The following is a 20,105-nucleotide window of genomic DNA, read 5'->3' as shown; positions in this document are numbered from 1 at the left end:
GTCAGCGCTCCTGTGCGGCCGGGAGGGTGAAATGGACGGTGGTGCCCCGGTTCAGCCGGCTCTCGATCCAGAGCTCCCCGCCGTGGGCCTGGACGAGGTGCTTGACGATCGCCAGTCCGAGACCGGTCCCGCCCATCTCCCGGGAGCGGGTCTTGTCCACCCGATAGAAGCGCTCCGTGATCCGCGGCAGATCGGTCGAGGGGATCCCGATTCCGGTGTCGCCAACCTGGATCTCGACGAAATCGCTCGGCCTCCGCGTTGCGCTCAGCGTGATCTGGCCGCCTTCCGGCGTGTACTTCACCGCATTGTCCACCAGGTTCACGAAGATCTGGGAGAGGCGGTCCCGGTCCGCCTGTACATCGAGGTCCGGGAGGACCTGATTCAGGAGGGCAAGGGTCTTGGCGGCGGCCTGGTTCTCGAACATGGCCACCACCGCGCCGGCCACGTCGCGGAGGCCGAGCGGGGCGGGCTTGAGGATCACCTTGCCGGTCTCAAGATCCGAGAGCTGGAGGAGGTCGTCGATCAGCCGCCCGAGGCGCTCGGCATGGGTATGGGCCACCTCCAGGAAGCGCCGCGCATTCGCGGCCTCCTCCAGGGCCCCATCGAGGAGCGTCTCCAGATAGCCCCTGATGGAGGTGAGGGGCGTGCGCAGTTCGTGGGAGACGTTCGCGACGAACTCCGTCCGCACCCGCTCGAGGCGACGAAGCTCGGTGATGTCGTGAAGGACCAGGAGGGTCCCCATTCCCGCGATGTCGATGCGCACCGGGAACGCATGGGCCTCCAGGATCCGACCGATCGGCGGGCCCAGCTCCACCTCGCGCCGGCACGTCTCTCCCGCGCCGCAGGTCTGGCAGCCTTGGACGAGGTCGAAGAGCTCTTTCTGCCGGATCACCTCCAGGAGGGGCCGTCCTGTCACGGTCTGCCCCTGGAGATCGAAGATTGCGCGGGCGCCGGGGTTCAGGAGGAGGACGCGTCCCCGGGAATCGATGGCGATGACCCCCTCCACCATGCTGTCGAGGATCGCCGCAAGCTTGGCCCGTTCGCCGTCCAGGTCCTGCATCTTCTCCTTCAGGCGCATCGCCATGGCGTTCAGCGCCTGGCCGAGCTCGGCGATCTCGTCCTTGCCGGCGGCTGGCACCTTCCGGTCGAAGTCCCCTTCGGCCATCCGGCGGGCGGCGGCCTGCATCTCCGTCACCGGCCGCGTCACCCGCCGGCTGATGAAGAGCCCTACCGCGAGGGCCACCCCGAAGGCGAGCAGCGCCCCGACCGCTACGGTGCGGCGCACCGATCTGACCGTCTTGGCCACCTCGGTCATGGGGAGGGCGAAGCGGAGCACCCCCTTGACGCTGGCCCCGTCGCTGAGGGGAATGGCTGCGTAGAGCATCTCGACGTCGAGCGTGCGGCTCCTCCGCAGGTGGCTTCCGACGCTCCCCGCGAGCGCCGCCTTGACCTCGGGCCGCGCGGCGTGGTTCTCCATCCGCCGGACCCCTTCCGGATCCCGCTCCGAATCCCCGAGAACCCTCCCGTCCTTGGCGATCACCGTCACCCGCGCCCCGAGCTTCACCGCATACTTCTCGGCCAGCTCCTGCACCCGCTCCGGCGGGCCCCCCCGCAGGAGAGCGGGGGCGATGGCGTCGTGGATGAGCCTGGCCTGCGTCACCAATCCGGCCGTGAGGCGCTCCACCGAGTGCCTCTCGAGGACGCGGGCGATGTACACCCCCATCACCGCCATTCCGAGCGCGGTGACGAGGAGCAGGCCAAGGGTCAGGCGAAGTGCCAGCCTCGACCGGAGCGCCTCGCTTACCCTCCCCATCATTCCTCCACGTTGAGCCGGTACCCCACGCCCTTCACGGTCACGATCCGCCTGGCCTCGGAGCCCAGCTTCTCCCGGAGGCGGCGGACGTGGGCATCCACCGTCCGCGACTCGACCCCCGTGGCGTCGGGATACCCCCACACCCCCTCGAGGAGCTGCTCCCGGTTCAGGGCCCGGCCATTGGCCCGCAGGAGCGCGCGGAGGAGGCCGAACTCCTTGAGGGTCAGCTCGACCGATTTCCCCTTGACCGCCACCTGATAGCCGGCCTCATTGACCTCGAGCTCGCCGATCCGCCTCACCGCCGGGCCGGGCGGCCCTTGCGCCCGGCGGAGAATGGCCTTGACCCGCGCGACCAGCTCGCGCGGGCTGAAGGGTTTCACCACGTAATCATCCGCCCCGACCTCCAGCCCCACCACGCGCTCCACCTCCTCCGCCTTGGCCGTCAGCATGAGGATGGGAACGCGCGCGGTCCCCGCGTCCCGGCGGAGCTGCCGGCAGACCTCCAGGCCGTCCAGGCCCGGAAGCATCAGATCGAGGATGAGCAGATCAGGGCGATGTTGCCGGGTGAGCCGGAGGGCGGTGGGACCATCGCCAGCCTGAAGGCACTGAAAGCCCTCTCTCTCCAGGTGGTGGCGCACCAGCGCTGCGATATCCTTCTCGTCATCGACCACGAGCACCTTGATGGCCATCTGGATTTCTCCGTCGCTCCTCTGAGAGTGTACCCCGTGGGGGGCGAAAAGAATTGCAGAAAAATCACCTCTGCTGGTGGCATACTACAGGAGGTGCAGGGACGGGAACTCGTCGGGGCAGGGTCGCTGCCGACGGGGGCTCCGGAGGCGGGATGGACCGGCTGGCGCGGACCTTCTGGGACCTGCAGATGGAAGACCCGATGAGTCTGGAGGACTTCTGTGAGGCGGTCCGGGGAGGACGCTACGGCCCGGCCGGCCCGGAGGAGATCGCCGAGTTCCTCGGGGAGGTCGAAGCGGCCATCCTGGAGAATATCGAGTTGAAGCTGGCCGAAAGCCCGCACCTGGCCCCGCTGCGCCAGGCGAAGATTGCCGAGACCCAGGCGATGGTCGCCGATCTGCTCCGCCGCTACGGTCCCGCCGGCTCCTGAGGTCCGCCCGTGGGCGGCCGGGGACCTCCCGCCCGCGGGAGGGGAAGCGCCTCGGCCTCCAGCTCCCGGAGGCCGGCGGCGAAGGCCAGGGCGTCGCGCCGGATCTCCTCCTGGATCCTGCCCCGGTCCTGCTCGAGACGGCCGATCTCCTGCTGGAGGCGGGCCAGCCGCTCCAGGGCGTCCCGAATGATCCGGTCGGCCTCCCGGGCGGCCTCCTCCTGCGCCGTCACGATCATCTCCTCGGCCAGCTTCTGGGCCGTGGCCAGCGTGTTCTGCACCGTTCCGGCCTGATCCCGCCAGCGGCTGAGCTCCGCCTGCAACCGCTGGCTCTCCTGCCGGAACTCCACCCCCCGCCGCTGCAGGGCCCCCAGCTCGTCCGAGACCGCCACCAGGTACTCGTACACCTCCCGCGGGTCGTAGCCGCGCAGCCGCCGGCGGAAGGTGTGGGCCCGGATCTCCTCCGGGCGCATGCGCCAGCGGGGGGGTTCGGGAGGCGGGGGAGACTCCTTTGCCGCGTAAGGGCGGGCCGGCCGCTCGGAGGGCCGGAAGAGCGGCGAGCCCTCGGGCGCGCCGGGGATGACCCCGCGGCCGGGGGTGATGGGGACGCCCTGCCCCGGTTCCGGGGCGGCCCGTGGAATCTCGATCGTGGAGAGGACCGCCCCCATATCGGGGGTCAGGAGCTCCGGGACGCTCAGGGGGACCTCCCCCGCCCTGGGCGCGCCCGGCTCTCCCATATCCGGGAGGAGCGGCTCGGCCCGCCGGCGGCCGAGGCGCCACCCGAGGAGCAGGAGGACAATCCCCGCCAGGACGATGACCGCGGCCAGCACAAGGGGAGAGGCGTACAGCAGGCTCGTCAGGCTCTCGAGGAACGTTCGCGCGTCCACGGGCCTCCTTCGCCGCGCCAGGGGCACCCCTCGTCCCGCCGGGGCGACGGCATCCTAGCATCCCCGGCTCCCGCCGGCAACGCCTCCCTGAGGCCGTCCGCGCCCTCGGGGCGTGGGGCGACGGACCCCTCCCGCGGCGAGAATCGTCTTGTCGGGGGTGGGGAAGTCTCCTAGACTAGCGCGACTGCAACGAGTTGGGGCTCACGCCCAGACTACAGCTGGGGTGCCGGGACCCGCTCTCCCGGGAGGCGCGGCATGACCGTCATCGCGATGACCAAGGAGATGGGGAGCCTCGGGACCTACATCGGGATGGAGGTGGCCAGGCGCCTCGGCTACGAGTTCGTCCGGCAGGACATCATCCGGCAGGCCGCCCAGGAGTTCGAGGTGTCTGAAGAGGACCTGATCAAGGCGGTGGAGGAGCGCCCCGGCTTCTTCGAGCGGCTCGGGCACGCCTCCCGGAAGCAGTTCATCTTCGTGGCGGCCGAGGTCTTCGACTTCGCCGAGCGGGGGAGGGCGGTCATCATGGGGCGGTTCTCCACCCTGCTCCTGCGGCCGGTCTCCCACGTCCCCACCATCCGGGTCTGCGCCCCGCTGGAGGTTCGGGGCCGCCGGGTGATGGAGCGGCACGGGATCGAGCGGACGGCAGCCCTCCGGATGATCGGGGCCTACGACGGGGGGGTGCGCGCCCGGGTCCAGGAGTTCTTCGAGGTGGACTGGCGGGATCCCTGGCAGTACGACCTGACCCTGAACACGGAGCGCTTGAGCCTGGAGGCCGGGGTAGAGCAGGTCCTCCGCCTCGTGGAGCGGCCCGAGTTCAGCTCCACCGAGGCCTCGCGCCAGCGGGTGGCCGACCTCCACCTGGCGGCCAAGGTGAAGGCGGTCTTGAAGGCCCAGGGGGCGACGACGCGCCTGGACGTGGAGGTGCGCGCGGAAGCCGGCGGCGTCCTGCTGGCGGGGACGGTTGCCTCGGAGGCCGAGCGGGAGGCGGCGGAGCGGGTGGCCCGGGGGGTCGCCGGCGTCCGAGAGGTCCGCAACCGGCTCGTGGCTACCGTCATGCGCCCCCGGTAAGGGCCCCGGCTCGCGCGCAAGGGGTGGGCCGCCCGGAGGTGGAGATGGACGAGGCGACGCTTGCGGCGGTCCTGGCGGAGGGTCGGGTCTTCGACCTGGCCGTGGAGTACTTCCCGGGGATGCCCCACCTGCCCCGGCACATCCCCTACGCCTTCTCGGTCGTCCGGAGTCACGGCGATGTGCTGATGCCGGAGGGGGTCTCGGCCTCGGTGGACCTCTTTCTCTGCGGGACCCACACCGGCACGCACCTGGACGCCCTGGGCCACTACTCCCGGAGCGGCCGCCTGCACGGCGGGGTGGAGGCGGCCGCCGTCCAGACCAAGACGGCAGGGCTCGCCGCCCGGGGCATCGAGGAGGCGGCGCCCCAGATCCGGCGCGGTGTCCTGCTCGATGTGGCCGCGGGGGCGGGGGTGCCGGTCCTCCCGGAGAGCACGGCGATCGGCCCGGGGGAGCTGGAGGCGGCTGCCCGCCGGGCGAGAGTGGCGCTCCGGCCCGGGGACGCCGTGTTGGTCCGGACCGGTTGGATCCGGCACTGGCCCTCCCGCAAGTACTACGACGAGGCCGGCGTCCCGGGGGTCACGCTCGAGGGGGCCCGCTGGCTCTCGGAGCAGGGGATCGCGCTGGCCGGCGGCGACACCTTCGCCTTCGAGCGGATCCCCACCCCCAACTTCCCGGTCCACTGCCACTTCCTGGTGGAGCGGGGGATCTTCCTCCTCGAGGTCGCGAACCTGGAGGCCCTCGGCGCGGCGGGGGCCACGACCTTCCTGCTCGCCGTCCTCCCCCTCAAGCTGAAGGGGGCCACCGGCTCCCCCGTCCGCCCCGTAGCGATTCTCTGAGATGGCGATGCGGACCATCGACGAGGGCCTGGTGGAGCGGACCTGGGAGGCGGTGCGCGCCCATACGCCGGAGGAGGCCAAGCGGGAGGCCCTGGCCTTCGTCGAGCGGCAGCCGCACGTGGTCACCTTCGTCCGGGCGTTCGGGGAGGAATTCCCGGAGGCGGTTCGGGGGCTGGCGCTGGGGGTCGTCTATTTCCTCTTCAAGGTCCTGGAGGCGGATCGGGAGGAGCCGGTCCCCACCGTCTCCGGCATGCGGCTCCGGGACGCCTACCGGGCCAACCTGGCCTGGCTGGAGACCTTCGAGGTGGGGGGGGAGGAGGTGGATGACCGCTTCCTCGAGCGGCGCCTCGGGGCGGCCGGCACCTTCCCCCAGCCGAACCTCCTCCTCTACCTCCTCAGGGTTTTCTACCGGGAGGACCCGGGGAGCGGCGACTTCGATCGGGAGGCGAAGGCGCACCTCTTCCTGCTCTTGAAGACGATCCTCGAGAGCCTGGCCTGACCGGGGAGGAGCGGCCGATGGGGTACGTCGCAGGCAACGGGATCCGGCTCTTCGTGGAGGAGCGGGGAGCGGGGCTGCCCCTCGTCCTCCTGCACGCCTACCCGATGGGGCGGCAGATGTGGGAACCCCAGGTCCCCTTCTTCGCCGCGCAGGGCTTCCGGGCCCTCTGCTACGACTGCCGGGGCTTCGGCCTCTCCGAGGCGCCGGGCGAGGTCTCTCAGTACAGCCAGGACACCTCGGTGGAGGATCTGCACGCGCTGCTGCGCGCCCTCGGGATCCGGCGGGCTGCCCTCTGCGGCCTCTCGATGGGGGGAAGCATCGCCCTCAGCTTCGCCAGCCGGCACCCGGAGGCCGTGAGTGCCCTGGCCGTCTGCGACACCGGGGCGGGCTCGGAGGACCCGGCCGCCTTCGCGGCCACCGTCACCGGCTGGGCCGAGGCGGCCGAGCAGGGAGGCGTCCCTGCCTTCCTCGACCTGCTCCTGGCCCATCCCATCTTCGGCGGCTTCGCGGGGCGGGGGAAGACGGAGGCGGCGATGCTGGGCCGTCTCATCGGGAGCCATCCGGCCCACGGGCTGGCCTGCACGGCCCGCCGGACGCTGGCCCGGCGGCCGCCCATCTATGCCCTGGCCGAGCGTCTGAAAGGCCTGACCGTCCCCACCCTCGTCCTGGTGGGGGAGCGGGATCACCCCTGCCTCGAGACATCCCGCTTCATGACCGAGACCATCCCCGGCGCCGAGCTGGTCGTGATGCGGGGCGCGGGGCACTTCGTGAACCTCGAGGCCCCGGACGAGTTCAACCGGGTCGTGCTCGCCTTCCTCCAGCGCGCGGGCGCCGCCCCCGTCCCGGCCTGAGCCTGCCCCCGCCGGCGCCCCGCCCCTCCCGCTGCAGCCGGTCCACGACCCCCCGCAGCATCTCGAGCCCCCCCTTGTCCAGGGTCCGGTCATCCACGATGATCTCCGTCCCCCGGGGGGCGAGGCGGCGGACCGCGGCCTCCGCCATTCCGGAGCAGACCAGGACCCTGGCCTCTCGGAGGACCTTCCGGAGGCTCCGCGCGTCGCCGGCGGAGCCCAGGACGGGACGGATGTTGGTGAGCCCGGCATTCTCCACGGAAGTCCGGATGTTCCGGGTGCCGGCCCAGGAGGAACAGGCGAGCCCGACCTTCGTCTCCTCCGGGAGGGCCGCCAGGCGGTTCAGCGTGCTGAGGTTCGCCTCCGCCAGCAGGGCGATCACCTCGATCGGGTGGCCCCGCAGGAGGCGCCGCACCTCGTGGACGTGGAAGAACGTCGTGACCACCAGGGCGTACTGGTCCAGGAAGGCCGGCTCGCGGCGGAGGCGGGCCTTCAGGTCCGGGATCAGGAGCGGGGTGGTCTCGAGGGGGACCGCCTCGGTCACCTCCCGAGAGAACTGCTGCAGCTGGGGGACGTTGCACTCGGTGAAGATGGCGGGCAGGCGCGGCCGGTCCGGGGCGGGCGCGCCGGCCGGGAGGGGCGCCTGGGCGAAGAGGGCCGCGGCCACCTCGCTGGGCCCCAGCCCCTCCCGTGCGGCCTGGACAAGCAGGCGGTCCAGCATCCGGGAGAGCCGCCTCGCCCGCTCGTCCCGCGGGGCCCGGCCGGCCACGAAGGTCCCCCGCCCCCGCTGGCCGCTGAGGAGTCCCTCCGCCTCCAGGTCCTGGAAGACCCGGGCCACGGTGTTCCGATTGATCCGCAGGAACCCGGCGAGCTGCCGGACGGTGGGCATCTGGGCGCCGGGTACCAGGTGTCCCGCCCGGATGAGGTGCTTGACCTGCGCCTTGAGCTGCACGTGGAGGGGCAGCTCGCTCTGGCGGTTGACCTTCAGGTCCATCTCAGCTCATCCGCCGCGAGGGCGGGCTGCCGCGCGTCGGCCGGGTCGTCACCAGAATCACGCTTCCCGCGATGATCAGGGTCCCGAGGAGGATGGCGGGGGTGAGCGGCTCGTCCAGGATCAGCCAGCCGAGCAGGACGGCAATCACCGGATTCACGTAGGCGTAGGTGGAGACGCTGGCCACGGGGGCGTTCCGGAGGAGCCAGATATAGGCGGTGAGCCCCAGGCAGGAGCCGAAGAGGATCAGATAGCCCATGGCGGCGACCCCCGTGCCGGTCCAGCGGGCGGCGGCCGCCTCTCCGGTCGTGACGCTCACCGCCGTCATCAGGGCGCCGGCCAGGAGCATCTCCCATCCGGTCGCCACCAGCGGGGGGACGGTCAGGCCGGCGCGCCGCGACCAGATCGAGCCGACTGCCCAGGAAAGGGCGGCGAAGAGCAGGGCGGCCTCCCCCCAGAGGTCTTCCCCCTGGATCCCCTGGAGCTTCGGCCAGAGCAGGATGGCGACCCCGAAAAACCCGGTGAGGAGGCCGGCGGCGGACGCGCCCGCGAGGCGGCTGCCGCCCGGCAGCAGCGTTTCCAGCGAGGCCATCCAGAGGGGAACCGTGGCCACCAGCAGCGCCGCGACGCCCGAGGGGACGTACTGCTCCGCCCAGACGACCCCCCCGTTTCCCCCCACCAGGAGGAGGACGCCGATCAGGAAGAGGATCCGCAGCTCCCGGATGCTGACGGCGAGCGGCTGGCCCAGGGCGCGCGCCACGGGCAGGAGGAGGAGGCCCGCCGTCAGGAAGCGCAGGCCGACCATGAGGGCCGGGGGGATCGTCCGCACTCCGACTCGGATGGCCAGGTAGGTGGATCCCCAGAAGAGGTAGACTGCCCCGAAGGCGAGGGGGAGGAGGACCCGCCGCCTGAGGGCCGGGCCCCCCGCCCCCCCGACCTCCCCGTGCGCGCCCCGCTCCACGCCCGCCGCCACGCGTCCCTCCGCGGCCCCCATGGTCCCTCCCCACGCCGGAATGCCCTCCGCGGATCTCTGTCATAGGACATTATGACAATCTTCACCCTCCGGTCAAGTGCCGACCGCGGACGACCAGGCGTGGGCGGCCTCCCCCTGCGGCCGCTGGGCCTTGACCCCCGCGCGGAGCCTCTGTACAATGCGCCCCTCCACAGGCCGATTCTGGCGCGCGGCACTCCTCCTGGCAATGGAGGGGCGGACGGGGGACGGTGGGTTCCAAGCGGAAATCGCTACGGAAAGGGGGGACGGGTTCGGGCCAAGGTCTGCGTTGTGCGGAGGGAGAGGCGGTACACATGAGGGGGTAGGGCATGATGCGCTCGATCGCGGTGTCGATCCTCATTTTCCTGCTCGCGAGTCCGGCCCTTGGCCAGCAGGCCAGCGTCATCAAGATCGGCGGCCTGGCCCCCACCACGGGCAACGTGGCCACCTTTGGCGTCGGGCAGCGGAATTCGTACGAGCTGGCCGTGGAAGAGGTGAACAAAGCCGGGGGCCTCAAAGTCGGCGCCGCCCGCCACAGGGTGCAGCTCATCTTCGAGGATGAGCAGAACTCTCCGGAGGTCGGGGCGACCGTCGCGCGGAAACTCATCAACCAGGACGGGGTGAAGGCCATCCTCGGCCCGACCAACACGAAGGTCTGCCTCGCGGTAGGGCCGATCGCCCAGGAGAATAAGGTTCCGATGATCACCCCGACCTGTACGAACCCCAAGGTCACCCTCGTCGGTGACTTCATCTACCGGGCGGGGTTCATTGACACCTTCCAGGGGGCCGTCGGGGCGCACTTCGTGCACAAGACGCTGGGGAAGCGGCGCGCCGGCGTGCTGTTCGATAACGGAAACGACTACACCAAGGGCCTGGCCACGTATTTCCGGGACGCCTTCGAGAAGCTCGGGGGAAAGGTGGTGGCATTCGAGTCCTTCACGGACGAGGAGAAGACCGTTGACTTTCGCGCGCAGTTGATCCGCATCAAGGCGACCAATCCCGATGTGCTGTACACCAGCGACTACTACGGCGCGGCCGCCCTCATGGCCAAGCAGGCAAAGGAGATCGGGATGAACGTCTCCCTCATGGGGGGGGATGGATTCGACTCGCCCGACCTGATGCGGATCGGCGGGAAGGACGTCGAGGGGGTGCACTTCACCAACTTCTACTCGCAGGACGATCCGAGTCCCGAAGTCCAGCGTTTCGTGAAGGCGTACCGGGCCAAGTACAAGGACACGCCCGATGCCTACGCGGCGCAGGGATACGGGGGTGCCCAGATCCTCTTCGACGCGATTCAGCGGGCCGGCAAGATGGACGGGCCGGCGATCCGGGACGCTCTGGCAAAGACGAAAGGGCTCAGGACCGTGGTGGGGGTCATCACGTTCGACCAGAACCGGAATCCGACCAAACCGGCCGTGATCCTCCAGATCAAGGACGGCAAGCAGCACTTCGTCACGCGGGTCGCCCCACAAGATCTCCCCGCGAATATCCGGCCCTAGTCTTCGCCTGTGTGCACTCTCCCCGGCCCCCCTGTGGGGCCGGGGAGGTGACAGGCGTGCGAGGACGCCTATGGCTCTCCCGCGCGGTCCAGCGTGGCGAACCCATGCTTGGGGGGCCGCGCTCGCCGCGGGCCTGGGCGGCTTTTGCTGGTGGTACATCGCGACGTACGGGATCAGCGTGTTCGTGCAGCAACTGATCAATGGGCTGCAGCGGGGGAGCATCTATGCCTTGATCGCCCTCGGATTCACCATGGTCTACGGCATCATCGAGCTCATCAACTTCGCCCACGGCGACATGTTCATGTTCGGTGCCTATGTGGCGGCCTTCGCCGGGGGGGCGTTCCTCGCCCAGGGCTACTGGGCCGCGTTCTTCGGGGCCCTCCTGGTCAGCATGGTCGTCACCGGTCTGCTGGGGGTCCTGATCGAGCGGGTCGCGTACCGGCCTCTTCGCTACGAGCCGCGGTTTTCCGCCCTGACCACGGCGATGGGCGTCTCCCTCTTCCTCGAGAACTTCTTTGCCCTCCCGTCCCAGGCCGTCCCCTTCCCGCTCAACCACGTCGTCTTCGGGCCGAACTACATCCGGTTCCCGGCTCTGCTGGAGGTCCGGACCTACTCCGCCGGCGGGATCTATTTCACGACTTTGCACATTCTGGACTTCGTCCTGGCCATCCTCCTGATGCTCCTGCTCGTGTATGTGATTCACTACACGCTCCTCGGAAAGGCGATGCGGGCGGTGGCCTTCAGCAAGGACGGCGCCAAGCTGATGGGGATCAACGTGGATTGGACCATCGCCGCCACCTTCGCGATAGGAAGCGGCCTCGGTGCTGCCTCGGGCCTCATGTATGGCATGACCTACGGCATCCTCGCCTCCCCCTACTTCGGGATCTTCCCCGGCCTCCAGGCGTTCATCGCCGCGGTCCTCGGGGGAATCGGCATCATCCCGGGGGCGGTCCTCGGAGGATTCCTCATGGGGGTGTCGGAGACCTTCGCCACGTCCATCAATTCGAATCTGGGCTACATGATCTCCTTCCTGATCCTCATCGTGGTTCTCCTGGTCAAGCCGGCGGGCCTGTTGGGCCGGTTGCGGCGAGACAAGGTGTAGCCGTGCGACGGGGCGGCACCGCGCTGATCGGGGCAGGAGCGTTGTATGGCGTCATCCTCTTTTCCCATGGCGACCTGGGCGTCGACGTGCACTGGATCACCGACTACTATCTGCAGGTGTTGATGCTCGCGGGAATCAATATCATCGTCACCATCGGCCTCAACCTCATCAATGGGTTTACGGGCCAATTTTCGATCGGGCAGGCGGGCTTCATGGCGATTGGCGCCTACCTGACCGCGATGCTCGCGAAACTCGTGATCCCGTTGGAGACCCTCCCCCTCGCCTACCAGCTCTCCGCCTTCCTGGCCCTGCTCCTGATCGCCGGCAGTGCGGCCGGCGCGGTCGGCTACCTCATCGGCCTCCCCTCCCTCCGCCTGAAAGGGGACTACCTGGCCATCGTCACCCTGGCGTTCGGCGAGGTCGTTCGGTCGGTCATTCGTTCCTCGGACGAGACGGCTGCCACGCTGAGGAGTTGGGGGTTGAGCGGTCTGGCCGGGCCGATCGAGGGGATCGGAGGCCCGCGGGGCTTTGGAGGGTTTCCGAAGTTCGACAGTCTGGCGGTGGGCGGGTGGACCATCCCGATCCTGTTCACCCTCGTGTTTGTGCTCACGGCCGTGACGGTGGTTGTGGCGCGCAATATCGTCTATTCTTCCTACGGCCGAGCGTGCCTCAGCGTGCGGGGCAACGAGATCGCGGCAGAGGTGGTGGGCGTCGACAGCACCCGGGTCAAGGTCCTCGCCTTCGCCCTCAGCGGATTCCTCGCGGGAGTCGGCGGGGGACTCTTTGCCTTCGTCATCCGGTTCCTGCATCCGGACAACTTCAGTTTTCTCAAGTCCATCGACTACCTCATCTTCCTGTATGCGGGGGGCATTGCAAGTCTCTCGGGATCGATCATCTCCGCCGGGAGCCTGACCGTCCTGCCGGAGTTCCTGAGAGTGGTGGGATTCGAGCAGTGGCGACTGGTGGTCTACCCGCTGCTCCTGATTGGGCTGATGTTGTGGTGGCCCTCCGGGCTGATGGGCAACCGGGAGTTTCCCTTCCTGGCAGCGCCGGAGAAGGGACTGCCCGAGGTCACGGATGTTACGGATCACAAATCTCAGCATGTCCTTTGACGGGCTGATCGCCCTCAGGGATTTCGACCTGGAGGTGGGCAAGGGGGAGCTCGTCGGTCTCATCGGCCCCAACGGCGCCGGGAAGACCACCGCCTTCAACGTGATCTCGGGAATCTATCAGCCGACCAGCGGAACGATCGAGCTGGACGGCAGGAGCCTCGTCGGCCTGGTCCCGTATGAGGTGGCCGCCCGGGGCGTCTCGCGCACCTTTCAGGCGGTCCGGCTGTTCGAGGAGCTCAGCGTGCTCGAGAACGTCGAAGTCGCCCGTCACGCCCAGCGGGGGTACGGCGTGCTCGATGCCGTCCTTCGGACCCGTCGCTTTCGAAGGGGGGAACGGCGGATCACCGAGGAGGCGGCCGATCTCCTGTCCGTTCTCGGACTCTCGGGTCGCCGGCACGAGAAGGCCGGGAGCCTCCCCTACGGGGAGCAGCGCCGGCTGGAGATTGCCCGCGCCCTGGCGGGGGGGCCGGGGCTGCTCCTGCTGGATGAACCCGCAGCCGGCATGAACCCGGCCGAGGTGGCGGGGATCATGCGTCTCATCACCCAGATCCGCGAGCAGTTCGGGCTGACCATCCTGCTGATCGAGCATCATATGCAGGTGGTCATGGGGATCTGCCAGCGGATTGCGGTTCTCGACTTCGGGGTGAAGATTGCCGAGGGGGACCCGGGGGCCATTCAGCGGGACCCGAGGGTCCTGGAAGCCTACCTCGGCGAACCGGTGAGCCACTGAGGAGAGCGGGCTGATGCCGCCCCTTCTCGAAATCGCCGAGCTGGAGGTCCGATACGGGGCCGTCCGGGCGCTCCGCGGCATCTCCTTCACCGTCGAGGAAGGAGAGATCGTCACGCTCATCGGAGCCAACGGAGCCGGGAAGACCACCACCCTCCGGACCATCTCGGGGTTGGTTCCGGCGCGGGGGGGCTCCGTGCGATACGGAGGACGGGACCTGCACACCATCGCCGCGCATCGCCGGGTGCGGAGGGGGCTCGTCCACGTTCCCGAGGGACGAGTCATTTTCGGGAACCTCACCGTCCAGGAGAATCTCGATCTGGCGGCGTGGTGGCGCCGCGACCGCGGGGAGGTGCGAGCGGATCTGGAGCAGGTCTCTCAGCTCTTCCCGCGGCTTGCCGAGCGACGGGGGCAGCGCGGCGGGACCCTCTCGGGGGGTGAGCAACAGATGCTGGCGGTGGCCCGGGGGATCATGGCGCGCCCGCGGCTGATGCTGCTCGACGAGCCGTCCATGGGGCTGGCGCCACTCCTGGTTCGGGAGATCTTCCACGCCATTCGGGAGATCCGGCGGCTGGGGACCGCGGTCCTGCTCGTCGAGCAGAATGTCAACATGGCCCTGGCGGTCGCGAACCGCGCGTATGTTCTGCAGACGGGGGAGATCGTCCTGGAGGGACCCCCGGAGGATTTGCGGGAGAACGCCGAGGTGCGGGCGGCATACCTCGGGGAGACGCCCACCGGGCAGAGGGAGACCGAATGAGCCGACAGATCGTGGACCTGGGACTCCGCCTGACGGAGGGCCTCAGGACCTGGGACGTCAAACCCCCCTTCACGATGCTTCCCTGCATGAGTGCGGGGACCTTCCGCCTCGGCTTCACGACGAAGCTCCTCATCCTCGAGGACCACTGCGGCACGCACGTGGACTCCACCTACCATTTTTACGACGGCCAGTTCCGCGCCCCGCGGGGACGGACGATCGACGAGTTCCCCCTCGAGAAGTTCATGGGAGAAGCGGTTCTGATCGACGTCAGCTTCAAGGCCCCGACCAACCCGGTGGACCGCGCTCTCCTCGAGGCGGCGGCGCGGGACCAGAAGGTCCAGGTGAAGCGGGGAGACATCCTGTTGGTCCGGACCTGGGCCAAGGGCTGGGGAGAGCCGATGGCGGAGTTTCTCCAGGCCCGGGCCTTCACGGCCGACGCGTGCGAGTGGATGCTGGGGCAAGGGGTGAAACTGGTCGGGCTCGACCTGCCCAACCTCGAGGGGGCCCTCTTGGAGGAGTACGGGAACATGGACAGCCCCGGCCACCTGCTGCTCCTCCACCCGTCGCGCGAGGTGCTCATCGTTGAGAACCTGGTCAACCTGGACCGGATTCGCACCAAGCGGTTCGAATTCTCTGCCTTGCCGCTCCACGTGAAGGGGGCCACGGGTTCACCCGTCCGGGCCGTGGCGATCGAGCAGCTCTGAGCCCGGTCCTCCCCCGGATCCCTTCCGGTTTGGCCCTGCCGAACCCCGTCGCGACTTGCCCTCTCTCCTGCGCCACCTGGGCGCCGGACGGGGCGGACCCATCGCGGCCCGCTGCATCCCGTGCGGGCGCGCAACGCACCGAACGTTGGGGCACCCTTCAGGGGCCGCAGCAGTGCTTGAACTTCTTGCCGCTGCCGCAGGGGCAGGGAGCGTTGCGGCCGGGACGGGGGAGGCCGGCCGGCCGCGCCGGGGGGAGGGACCGGAGGTGCAGTCCCGTGCGCTTCAGGACCGCCTCCAGCTCCAGGGGCGCGAGCAGCGGGGTGCGGGTGAGGAGGGCCAGGAAGGCTTCCAGGAGGCCCTCCTCGCTCTCCAGGCCGATCTCGCGCAGGAGATGCGCCGCCTCGTGGGCGATCTCGAAGGCCCCCGGGAAGTCCCGGCGGGCCGTGCGGAGCCGGTCGGCGAAGGCCGCCTGGGTCTCGGGGAGGATGCGCCCGTCCACGGCGACCTCCGGCTCCGCGAGCAGGCAGGCGGTCAGGGTCAGAGCCAGCCGGACCTGGTCCTCCGGGGCGAGGGTCACCTCAGGAGGCTCGGGGAAGTCGCCGGGCTCCCCCCGGAGGAGGCCCTGCGCCCACTCCTCGCGGGCGAAGCCGAGGTCGAGCGCCTTCCCCTCGGCCGCGCGGGCGAGCAGCCAGTCCTCGACGATCACGAGGGCGGCCTGCTTGGCTCCCTGGAGCGTCCGGCTGGGGGTGGGCAGGTGGAAGTGGTACAGGAACGGGACGATCTCCCGGGCCAGGCCGAACTCGGTGGCGCCCTCGGGCGCGAGCAGGATCCAGAGCCCCCCCGGCGTCACCAGGGCGGACCGCCCGGGATCGGCCCCGGCCGCGCGGAACGGCCGCGCGTCCACCAGGAGGAGATTCCGCTCCTTCCCCTGGCCGATCCGCTCCATCAGATTTCGGGTGAGGCGGGCCAGGGGCTCCGAGGGTCCCTCGAGGCCGTACTGCTCGGCGGAGAGGCCGGGGAACTCGGGACCGTCGTAGGGGATCGGGCCGAGGGGAACGAGCCGCATGCAGGGAGTGTAGCGGCGGGTCGTCCCCCCGTCCAGCCGATTTCGGATAGGCGCTCCGCGCGAAGTGTGGTACAAAAACCGGGTGCTCGCGCCTCCCCGCGGGCGAGGTTCTCCGCATGCTCCTGATCCTCGGCGCAGTTCTCCTGGGCTGTCTTCTGGGTGCCCTCGACCGTGTGCCGCGCCCCCTCCTCCCCTGGGTGGAGCGCCTCATGGTCGCCGGCCTCGCCGTCCTCCTCTTCTCCATGGGCGTGAGCATCGGGACCAACCCGCAGATCGTGGGGAGCCTCCCGGCCCTGGGGCTGAAGTCCGCCCTGCTGGCGGCGGGTGCGGTCCTGGGGAGCGTCCTGGCGGCGTGGCTCCTGCAGCAGTGGAGGAGCCGGTGACCCTGCTTATCGTCGGCTCGATCCTGGCCGGCATCGCGGCGGGCGCGAGCGGCCTGCTGCCCCGCGTCTACGTGGGGCGGGTGGAGACGGTCATCGAGGTCGCGCTGCTGGCGGTCCTGGTGCTGGCGGGAATCGACGTGGGACGGAGGCGGGAGGCGTGGGAGGCCCTGCGCCGCCTGGGCTGGCGGGTGCTCCTCCTGCCGGCCGGCGTGGCGCTCTTCAGCGTGGCCGGGGCGATGCTCGCCGGCGCGGTCATCCGGATGCCCCTGCAGGAGGCAGCCGCCGTCGGGGCGGGGTTCGGTTGGTACAGTCTGTCGGGGATCCTGTTGACGCGCATCCACAGCGCGGAGCTGGGCGCCCTGGGGTTCCTGGCCAACGCGGCCCGGGAGCTGATCGCCATCCTCAGCATGCCCGTGCTGGCCCGCACCCTGGGGGGGCTGCCCGCCGTTTCGACCGGCGGGGCCACCACGATGGACGTCACCCTCCCCGTCGTCGCCCGCGTGACCCGGGGGGAGCTGACCGCGGTGGCCCTCCTGCAGGGGACCTGCCTCACGCTCCTGGTGCCCGTCCTCCTTCCCCTGATCCTGCGCTGGTGAGCCGCGGGGCCTCCTCACGGCGGGATGCTTCACCCCCGCCGCCTGGCTGCCCGGGTCACGCCGTCGGACCATTCCGATATCGACGGGTCGCTGGGGGCCCGGAGAAAGGGGAGCGGGGGCTGGCGGGCCCGGGGCGGACGGATGGACTGGCCGGACGTCGAAGGAGACGTGGCGCATGGCTCGATCAAGAAAATCTCTCCTGACGGCTGCCCAGCTCGCCGAGTGGGTCCGAGACGCCCGGGAGCGGACCTTCGAGCTGGTCGCTGATCTCGCCGACGATCAGCTTCTGGGTCCGCGCCTGGCCATCGTCAATCCCTTCCTCTGGGAGATCGGGCACGTGGCATGGTTCCAGGAGAAGTGGGTCCTGAGGTCTGTGGGCCGCCAAGAGCCGATTCGGAAGGACGGGGACGCCCTGTACGACTCTGCGGCAATCCCCCATGATACGCGGTGGAATCTGCCCTTGCCGTCGCGCGAGGAGACGCTATCGTATATGCGCGAAGTGCGGGACCGGGTCCTGGAAGGGCTGCGGCGGCCCGAGCCGGAGGATCAAGAGATCTATTTCGTCCTCCTGTCCGTCTTCCACGAGGACATGCACACCGAGGCATTTACCTACACCCGGCAGACCCTGGGGTATCCGCCGCCGCGCGTGTCCCCAGCCCCCGGGCGAGCGCCAGCCGGTCGCGGCGGGTCACTGCCAGGCGACGCCGATATCCCCGGCGGCACGTTTCTGCTGGGCGCCACGCCGGAGGAGCCGTTCGTATTCGACAATGAAAAGTGGGCGCACCCGGTCGAGGTGAAGCCCTTCGCCCTCGCACGTGCGCCCGTGACCCAGGCCGAGTTCGCAGAGTTCGTGGGGGATGCCGGGTATCGTCGACGCGAGCTGTGGAGTGAGGATGGCTGGCGCTGGCGTGAAGGAGGCAGCGCGGGGCATCCGGTCTACTGGCAGCGCGTATCCGACGGCGGCTGGCTGCGCCGGCATTTCGACACGTGGGTTCCACTGGAACCCGACCGTCCGGTCATCCACGTGAACTGGTACGAGGCGGAGGCCTACTGCCGCTGGGCAGGCCGCCGACTGCCCACCGAAGCCGAGTGGGAGGTCGCAGCCGCTGCGGAGGCTGGCCAGGAGAGCCGGGGCCTCTCCCCGCGGAAGCGGCGTTTCCCCTGGGGCGATGATCCTCCCCGCCCGGAGCGCGCCAATCTCGACTGGCAGGCGATGGGCTGCCTGGACGTGGGATTCCTTCCTGCCGGCGACAGCCCCTTCGGCTGCCGGCAGATGATCGGCAATGTGTGGGAGTGGACCAGCAGCGACTTTCACCCCTATCCGGGGTTCGTGGCGGATCCGTACAAGGAGTACTCCGCGCCGTGGTTCGGAACGCGGAAGGTCCTGCGCGGGGGCTGCTGGGCGACCCGTTCCCGCCTTCTGCGCACTACGTGGCGCAACTTCTATAGCCCGGATCGGCGGGACGTGTGGGCGGGATTTCGCACCTGCCCGGTTGAGTCATGACCATTTGCATTATCACCCCCGCGCCGGCAGGTTCCCGGAAGGGGAACCGGGTGACAGCGCTCCGGTGGGCCGGCATCCTGCGGGAACTCGGTCACCGCGTCGTCATCGCCCAGGAGTACGATGGTCGGCGTTGCGATGTGATGGTGGGCCTCCATGCGCGCCGGAGCTTTCCCTCCATGGAACGGTTCCGGCGTCAATACCCCGCCTCTCCCCTGATCCTGGCGCTGACGGGGACGGATCTCTACGAGGAGATCCGCACCAGCGATCGGGCGCGGCAATCCCTTGAGCTGGCCTCGCGCCTGATTGTCTTGCAGCCCTTGGGCGTCGCCGAGCTGCCGGCGCACCTCCGCGACAAGGCTCGGGTGATCCATCAGTCTGCGAAGAGATCCCCGGGCAGGGTTTCACGCGCGAAAAACCTCTTTGAGGTCTGTGTGCTTGCTCACCTCCGCCCCGTGAAGGACCCGCTCCGGGCCGCGAGTGCGGCGCGGTTGTTGCCCTCCTCCTCGCGGATCCGGGTGACCCATCTTGGGGCAGCCCTGGGCGAGCAGATGGGGAAACGGGCCCGTGCCGAGACGGCCTCCAATCCGCGCTATCGCTGGCTCGGGGAGCTTCCGCGATGGAAGGCGCTCCGGATCCTCGCCCGCTGCCGGCTCCTCGTGCTGAGCTCCGAGCTGGAGGGGGGTGCCAATGCGATCTCCGAGGCCATCGCTGCCTCGGTTCCCGTCCTCTCGTCTCGGATCCCCGGCTCGATAGGAATCCTGGGCCCAGAGTATCCGGGGTACTTTCCTGTGGGGGATACCCAGGCGCTGGCGGCGCTTCTGACACGCGCCGAGACAGACGCCACGTTCTACCGCACCCTGAGAGAATGGTGCGAGCGACTGATCCCTCTCGTGGATCCTGCCCGCGAGCGGCAGGGTTGGCAGAGTCTGCTGCGAGAGCTGCACGCGGGACCGAGGAATGCGGCGGGAAACTCGACACCGCACCAGCGCTTCACCCTGGTCGCGAGTGAGGCCGAGATCCAGATGGCTGATTTTGCTCGCGAAGTCGAAGCCGGGCTGCGGGCGCACCCCAAGCGCCTTCCGTGTCGCTACTTCTACGACCGCGAAGGGTCGCGGCTCTTCGAGGCGATCTGCGAGCTACCGGAATATTACCTCACCCGCACGGAGACGGACATTCTCCAGGCCCGAGCGGCGGAGATCGTCTCGCACTTGCCGAAGGACACCACGCTCGTCGAGCTGGGAGGCGGCAGCGCTGCAAAGACGCGCCTTCTCATCGAGGCCTTCCTCCGGCGGGACGGAGCCCTGCGCTACGTCCCTATAGACATCTCCCGCGCGATGCTGGAGGAAACGTCGATGAGATTGGTGGAGGGGTATCCCGGCCTGGAGATCACCGCCATTGCCGGCGAATACCACGACGGCCTCCGCCAACTCAAAGTGGAGGCGGATCGCCCGAAACTGATCCTTTGGCTGGGATCCAACGTGGGCAACTTCGAGCGACCGGAGGCGGAGGGATTCGTTCGGTGCGTGCGGGAGACGATGTCTCCCTGGGACCGCCTGCTCGTCGGCATTGACCTGCGGAAGGATCGCGTCGTCCTTCAAAGAGCCTACG

At 69.5% G+C, this 20,105-nt stretch carries 21 protein-coding genes; 15 read left to right on the top strand and 6 right to left on the bottom strand.

What is annotated here, in order from left to right; all coding sequences use genetic code 11:
* Window position 1 precedes the first annotated feature (1 nt).
* Entirely contained in the window at window positions 2-1,813 is a 1,812-nt protein-coding gene (locus tag VGT06_11955; GenBank protein ID HEV8663832.1) for an ATP-binding protein, read from the bottom strand.
* Window positions 1,813-2,502 carry a response regulator transcription factor gene (locus VGT06_11950; protein HEV8663831.1) on the bottom strand — a complete coding sequence of 230 codons (690 nt, stop codon included), beginning with the start codon at window positions 2,500-2,502 and terminating at the stop codon, window positions 1,813-1,815. Before VGT06_11950 ends, VGT06_11955 begins: the two co-directional genes overlap by 1 nt.
* Before the next feature lie 152 nt (window positions 2,503-2,654).
* On the opposite strand from VGT06_11950, the gene VGT06_11945 reads away from it, so the two are divergent.
* Entirely contained in the window at window positions 2,655-2,930 is a 276-nt protein-coding gene (locus tag VGT06_11945; protein HEV8663830.1) for a hypothetical protein, read from the top strand.
* Here the strand turns inward: VGT06_11945 and VGT06_11940 are convergent.
* Window positions 2,909-3,814 (bottom strand): DivIVA domain-containing protein, encoded by a 906-nt coding sequence (locus VGT06_11940; protein HEV8663829.1) that lies wholly within the window; start codon window positions 3,812-3,814, stop codon window positions 2,909-2,911. The two genes, VGT06_11945 and VGT06_11940, sit on opposite strands and share 22 nt — an antisense overlap.
* Before the next feature lie 255 nt (window positions 3,815-4,069).
* Here VGT06_11940 and VGT06_11935 point away from each other — a divergent pair, with 255 nt between their 5' ends.
* The 4 genes from VGT06_11935 to VGT06_11920 are packed head-to-tail and all read left to right on the top strand — an operon-like array spanning window position 4,070 to window position 7,068.
* Entirely contained in the window at window positions 4,070-4,882 is an 813-nt protein-coding gene (locus VGT06_11935) for a cytidylate kinase family protein (protein ID HEV8663828.1), read from the top strand.
* Between the two features lie 44 nt (window positions 4,883-4,926).
* On the top strand, window positions 4,927-5,718 hold the full coding sequence (locus VGT06_11930) for a cyclase family protein (protein HEV8663827.1): 792 nt from the start codon (window positions 4,927-4,929) through the stop codon (window positions 5,716-5,718).
* 7 nt (window positions 5,719-5,725) lie between these two features.
* The gene (locus VGT06_11925) at window positions 5,726-6,217 is read left to right on the top strand and encodes a hypothetical protein (GenBank protein ID HEV8663826.1); all 492 of its coding nucleotides are present in this window, start codon (window positions 5,726-5,728) and stop codon (window positions 6,215-6,217) included.
* Window positions 6,218-6,234: 17 nt separating this feature from the next.
* The gene (locus VGT06_11920; protein HEV8663825.1) at window positions 6,235-7,068 is read left to right on the top strand and encodes an alpha/beta fold hydrolase; all 834 of its coding nucleotides are present in this window, start codon (window positions 6,235-6,237) and stop codon (window positions 7,066-7,068) included.
* Here VGT06_11920 and VGT06_11915 read toward each other — a convergent pair.
* Together VGT06_11915 and VGT06_11910 are read right to left on the bottom strand one after the other, a co-directional pair.
* The gene (locus VGT06_11915; GenBank protein HEV8663824.1) at window positions 7,010-8,059 is read right to left on the bottom strand and encodes a GntR family transcriptional regulator; all 1,050 of its coding nucleotides are present in this window, start codon (window positions 8,057-8,059) and stop codon (window positions 7,010-7,012) included. The two genes, VGT06_11920 and VGT06_11915, sit on opposite strands and share 59 nt — an antisense overlap.
* 1 nt (window position 8,060) lies before the next feature.
* Entirely contained in the window at window positions 8,061-9,050 is a 990-nt protein-coding gene (locus tag VGT06_11910) for an EamA family transporter (GenBank protein HEV8663823.1), read from the bottom strand.
* 326 nt (window positions 9,051-9,376) lie between these two features.
* On the opposite strand from VGT06_11910, the gene VGT06_11905 reads away from it, so the two are divergent.
* The 6 genes from VGT06_11905 (at window position 9,377) to VGT06_11880 (ending at window position 14,948) form a co-directional block, all read left to right on the top strand.
* The gene (locus VGT06_11905) at window positions 9,377-10,546 is read left to right on the top strand and encodes an ABC transporter substrate-binding protein (protein HEV8663822.1); all 1,170 of its coding nucleotides are present in this window, start codon (window positions 9,377-9,379) and stop codon (window positions 10,544-10,546) included.
* Between the two features lie 172 nt (window positions 10,547-10,718).
* Window positions 10,719-11,648 (top strand): branched-chain amino acid ABC transporter permease, encoded by a 930-nt coding sequence (locus tag VGT06_11900; protein HEV8663821.1) that lies wholly within the window; start codon window positions 10,719-10,721, stop codon window positions 11,646-11,648.
* A 2-nt stretch (window positions 11,649-11,650) separates the two neighbouring features.
* Window positions 11,651-12,760 carry a branched-chain amino acid ABC transporter permease gene (locus tag VGT06_11895; protein ID HEV8663820.1) on the top strand — a complete coding sequence of 370 codons (1,110 nt, stop codon included), beginning with the start codon at window positions 11,651-11,653 and terminating at the stop codon, window positions 12,758-12,760.
* On the top strand, window positions 12,750-13,490 hold the full coding sequence (locus VGT06_11890; GenBank protein ID HEV8663819.1) for an ABC transporter ATP-binding protein: 741 nt from the start codon (window positions 12,750-12,752) through the stop codon (window positions 13,488-13,490). Before VGT06_11895 ends, VGT06_11890 begins: the two co-directional genes overlap by 11 nt.
* Window positions 13,491-13,503: 13 nt before the next feature.
* The gene (locus VGT06_11885) at window positions 13,504-14,244 is read left to right on the top strand and encodes an ABC transporter ATP-binding protein (protein ID HEV8663818.1); all 741 of its coding nucleotides are present in this window, start codon (window positions 13,504-13,506) and stop codon (window positions 14,242-14,244) included.
* On the top strand, window positions 14,241-14,948 hold the full coding sequence (locus VGT06_11880; GenBank protein HEV8663817.1) for a cyclase family protein: 708 nt from the start codon (window positions 14,241-14,243) through the stop codon (window positions 14,946-14,948). Before VGT06_11885 ends, VGT06_11880 begins: the two co-directional genes overlap by 4 nt.
* 157 nt (window positions 14,949-15,105) lie before the next feature.
* Here the strand turns inward: VGT06_11880 and VGT06_11875 are convergent, their stop codons facing one another.
* On the bottom strand, window positions 15,106-16,014 hold the full coding sequence (locus tag VGT06_11875) for an SEC-C domain-containing protein (protein ID HEV8663816.1): 909 nt from the start codon (window positions 16,012-16,014) through the stop codon (window positions 15,106-15,108).
* A gap of 116 nt (window positions 16,015-16,130) precedes the next feature.
* On the opposite strand from VGT06_11875, the gene VGT06_11870 reads away from it, so the two are divergent.
* The 4 genes from VGT06_11870 to senB all read left to right on the top strand — a co-directional run.
* The gene (locus VGT06_11870; GenBank protein HEV8663815.1) at window positions 16,131-16,397 is read left to right on the top strand and encodes a LysO family transporter; all 267 of its coding nucleotides are present in this window, start codon (window positions 16,131-16,133) and stop codon (window positions 16,395-16,397) included.
* Complete coding sequence (locus VGT06_11865) at window positions 16,394-16,993, top strand: lysine exporter LysO family protein (protein ID HEV8663814.1); 600 nt, start codon at window positions 16,394-16,396, stop codon at window positions 16,991-16,993. The genes VGT06_11870 and VGT06_11865 overlap by 4 nt, the downstream gene beginning before the upstream one ends.
* 175 nt (window positions 16,994-17,168) lie before the next feature.
* The gene (senA, locus tag VGT06_11860) at window positions 17,169-18,497 is read left to right on the top strand and encodes a selenoneine synthase SenA (protein ID HEV8663813.1); all 1,329 of its coding nucleotides are present in this window, start codon (window positions 17,169-17,171) and stop codon (window positions 18,495-18,497) included.
* On the top strand, window positions 18,494-20,105 hold a 1,612-nt coding region (gene senB, locus VGT06_11855; GenBank protein HEV8663812.1), incomplete at its 3' end, for a selenoneine biosynthesis selenosugar synthase SenB. The genes senA and senB, both read left to right, overlap by 4 nt.

The organism is Candidatus Methylomirabilis sp. (assembly GCA_036000645.1).
In the GTDB taxonomy this organism is placed as follows: domain Bacteria; phylum Methylomirabilota; class Methylomirabilia; order Methylomirabilales; family JACPAU01; genus JACPAU01.
The sequence above is the reverse complement of the archived record's forward strand: the minus strand, read 5'-3'. Positions and strand labels throughout refer to the sequence as shown.